The 3785-nt window shown below is 41.5% G+C and carries 6 protein-coding genes; 2 read left to right on the top strand and 4 right to left on the bottom strand.

The window, feature by feature from the left end; translation table 11 throughout:
• Both PSI14_RS19635 and PSI14_RS20425 read left to right on the top strand, forming a co-directional pair.
• Positions 1-394, top strand: a 394-nt coding sequence (locus PSI14_RS19635) for a hypothetical protein (RefSeq protein ID WP_273577663.1), incomplete at its 5' end; no start/stop codon positions are given.
• Positions 395-455: 61 nt separating this feature from the next.
• Positions 456-935: a hypothetical protein gene (locus tag PSI14_RS20425; RefSeq protein ID WP_273577662.1), complete on the top strand. Its 480-nt coding sequence runs from the start codon at positions 456-458 to the stop codon at positions 933-935.
• 500 nt (positions 936-1435) lie between these two features.
• Here PSI14_RS20425 and PSI14_RS19625 read toward each other — a convergent pair whose 3' ends face one another.
• The 4 genes from PSI14_RS19625 to PSI14_RS19610 form a co-directional block, all read right to left on the bottom strand.
• Entirely contained in the window at positions 1436-1765 is a 330-nt protein-coding gene (locus PSI14_RS19625; RefSeq protein WP_273577661.1) for a hypothetical protein, read from the bottom strand.
• 123 nt (positions 1766-1888) lie between these two features.
• Positions 1889-2200 (bottom strand): hypothetical protein, encoded by a 312-nt coding sequence (locus tag PSI14_RS19620; protein WP_273577660.1) that lies wholly within the window; start codon positions 2198-2200, stop codon positions 1889-1891.
• Between the two features lie 98 nt (positions 2201-2298).
• A complete protein-coding gene (locus PSI14_RS19615; RefSeq protein WP_273577659.1) occupies positions 2299-2733 on the bottom strand; it encodes a hypothetical protein in 435 nt (144 codons plus the stop codon).
• Positions 2734-3050: 317 nt separating this feature from the next.
• Positions 3051-3785, bottom strand: a 735-nt coding sequence (locus PSI14_RS19610) for a reverse transcriptase domain-containing protein (RefSeq protein WP_273577658.1), incomplete at its 5' end; no start/stop codon positions are given.

Here is a 3785-nt window from a genome sequence, read left to right as displayed (position 1 = left end):
GTTTAACAGGTGCCCCAAGTTATTGAACACCCGTTGTTTGTTACCTGCTGATTTCTCACCTATACGCTCAAGTTTTGTTAACCATGATAGTCCGTCGTTGCTGTGTACGGTAGTTCTTGACCACTACAGATTGAAGCAACAGTACCACGGGGAGAACGAGATTATACAGGGCCTGACAAGGCAGGGACTAGGCGATATTCGGAACGGGTTAATCAGCACATTGCAGCAAGAACGCGATACCATGCAGAAAGATATTCATCAGGCACTGCAAGAGGAACTGAGAGAGCTGAATGGCCTGTTGAAAGACTATCGGAAGACCAAGAACGATTTACTCTCAGGTGTGTTGAAAAAACAGGTATTACTTCCGGCGCTGAGCGTGGTGTTACAGTCTTAGGCACTATCTTTCTGAGCGGCTGGGGAATGAGTACCTATCAGGAAAGCCGGCTTTCAGAAAATTGGAAGGCGATCACAGCCCAGAAAGAGATGCTGGCCCAATTGGAGAAAGGTACGGGCGGCGTGAACATAATTCAAAACAACGACGGGTTATTTATCGTGTTGCCGGAGGGGGCGAAGGTCGAAGACAATTGGACAATGGGCAACAAGAAAGCACTGAAGATCACGAGATAGAGTATGACCGAGCTGGAAACGCATTTATTGAATGCCTTGAAGCGGTTGGAGCAACAATTCAACGAGCAACACAGAGCCTCCGAGCAGGCGCACGCCGCCTTACAGACTATGTTCAATTGCACTGTGGAGGACAACGCCACGCTGTTGAAACAAGTGAACTACTTAAGCAATCGAGTGAACGAATTGACCGCGCAACTCCAGCAGTTCGAGAGTTTTTACAGGCAGAACAAATGCTAAAACAGCAGAAACTGGAACGAGCAGAACCAAAAAATAAACCCTATCATAGTAGTTATGGGCCAAGTAGGTAATTCCTAGAATATGTAAAAACCATTTTTGCGAAGATGTTTTTTTTCGAGAGTGATAATTACAAATTAGTAAAAAGGATCTTAAATAGATTTTTTTATGTCATTATGATCTCATTACAAATTTTCTTTTTTATATATTAAGTTAATATATTTTTATTTAAATTGAGATTTATGGACTAGTGAGAACATTCGTGCAGAAACTTGCGGTTCGAAATTTTAATTCCTCTATGCTACATAATTTTTTTACAAAAATGGTGAGTTATGAGAATCATGAGTGATGCTTTTCACTGTGCTTTATTCAGGAATTACAATTATCAGAACTCATTCTCGAAATTATGTTCTCGATTGCTTTTCTACTATGAGAGTTTTGATCATAAAAACAATGCAGTAGCATAGTAGCCCAACAAATTTTCACACGTTGCTATATTGTGTCATGTGACGCCAACAACAAGATGAAACCACAAGTTTCTGCACGAATGTTCCCGCTAGTCCAACTCTTATTATTAATGATCGCCTCCTTTTCCACCATGACCAGCAGTACCACCAATACCACCTGCATTTCCACCTGCACCACCATCACCTCCACCTTTACCTTTGCCTCCGTTTCCACCATTGCCAGCAGAGCTGCCAATACCACCTGCATTTCCACCTGCACCACCATCACCTCCACCTTTACCTTTGCCTCCGTCTCCACCATTGCCAGCAGAGCTGCCAATACCACCTGCACTTCCGCCATCACCACCTTTGCCTCCAGCAAAACTAACAGCAGAAACAGAAAGTGAAAGTGAAAGTATTGCAACTAATAAAGCTGATATTAATTTTTTACTTTTCATAGGAAAAACCTCATTATTTTAAATTAATTAATATGGTATTATAAATAAACCATTTTTCACTACAAAAAACTATTCTAATGCTCATTCCTTCCATAATTTACTATAGTTATCATCTCCTCCATTTTAATTATCTCTACCTCTTCCACCATCACCACCGTTACCTCCACGCCCGCCAATGAAACCTCCATCCCCCCCTTTCCCTCCATTACCTCCTTTTTGTCCAGTACCAGCATCCCCTCCTCTTCCACCATCACCACCCTTTCCGCCGAAGATACCGCCCTTTCCTCCATCCCCACCATTTTTTCCAGCTTGGCCATCTCCCCCTTTCCCTCCATCACCTACTAATGCACCTCCATTTCCTCCTCTATCTCCATCGGTTCCATTTCCACCATCTCCAAACCAACCTCCATCTTTTCCTATCACCGAGGCTGCCATTGAATTACTTCCTGAAGCAAAAAGTGAAAACATTGCAATAATAAAAATCGTTCTAAATTTTTTGCTTATCATAATTAATACTCCACATATTTATTGAATTATATTGCATCTCCCCCTTTTCCTCCATTTCCGGCTTTACTACCAATACCACTTGCATTTCCACCATCGCCACCATTCCCTCCACCGATACCTTTACCTCCTTTTCCACCTTTACCTCCTTTTCCCCATAACCATCCATCTACTCCATCAGCTCCATCAGCTCCATCAGCTCCATCAGCTCCATCAGCTCCATCAGCTCCATCAGTTCCATCAGTTCCATTAATCTCATTAGTTTCATTACCCTTATTAGTTTTATTATTCTTATTTATCTTATTGCCTTTGTTTTTATTATCAATTTTATTGTTTTCATTAACTAAAAGCAGTTCATTATTCTGAGATAATAATACTGTTGATGAACTGTGTGCATAAGAGATAGATATCATAAATATCGTCGATACTAGTGATATTCTAGTTAAAATTTCTTTTGTGTTCATATATTAATTCCTTAAAATTTATTTTATTCAGATAATAAAAAAACCTCAATTCTTTAAGATATGATTCTTTAAGATATGATAAGGATATTCATTTTTATATCATTCTTTTCTATATCTACTAGATTAAATATTACATTCTAACTATGTTTATCTCTATTTTTTTATTTGTCAATTCATTTTTCAATATAGAATAACTCGAGTTATTTAGGGGTTTCGGTTGAGTAGACCCGCCGGTTACCCAGACGGACCCCTCCTCAGAACCGGACGTGCGGAACTACCGCATCCGGCTCCCGACAGATCAGTGTCCCCACACATATTCAGCGAGTCCAGAGTATTGATCGGGTTTTCCATTTCGTTGGATAACCCAGCATTTTCAAGATCAGATTCCGCTTTTTCCACGTCAGTCGGCGACGGCCACCTTTACGGTTGAACCATCTATAGATTATTCGCATACTTTGGTAGATAAACTGCCCAACTCGTCTCTGGTTATCAGATATGCCGTGATAATTTATCCAGCCTCTGATCACTCTGATCACTCTGATGACGGTATTCAGGATTTGCCGTTTGTCGGTACTCAGATTCTTCCATAGAAAGTCCCTGAGTCCCTTCAATTTAGCGGCGAAACGGTCTTTTCGGCTGGTAAATTTCAGTCGCCAGAAACCCTTTCGCGTTTTCCCCCAATAGCAGGTAAATCCCAGAAAATTGAACGTTGGCAAGCGTTTTCCTGACTGGTTAGCTCGCATTGCCGCAATGTGACCCGCAGGAATTAATTGCGATTTGTCTTCATGCAACTCCAAGCCATACTTATTCAGTCTCTTAGGTAATACCTTGTAGAAACGTTTAGCTTCACTGGGATACTGGAAAGTAAACACCATGTCATCAGCATACCTCACCATCTCTGCCCGTCCATGGATATGGGAACGGCTGATTTCATCAAACCATTCGTCTATCACATGATGCAGATAGATATTGGCCAGCACCGGCGACAGGATTGAACCTTGCGGACACCCACGTCCATTGCTGGATGTCTCTTTACCCACTATGACGGGCGC

The organism is Xenorhabdus anantnagensis (assembly GCF_028598555.1).
Taxonomy (GTDB): Bacteria; Pseudomonadota; Gammaproteobacteria; order Enterobacterales; family Enterobacteriaceae; genus Xenorhabdus; species Xenorhabdus anantnagensis.
The sequence above is the reverse complement of the archived record's forward strand: the minus strand, read 5'-3'. Positions and strand labels throughout refer to the sequence as shown.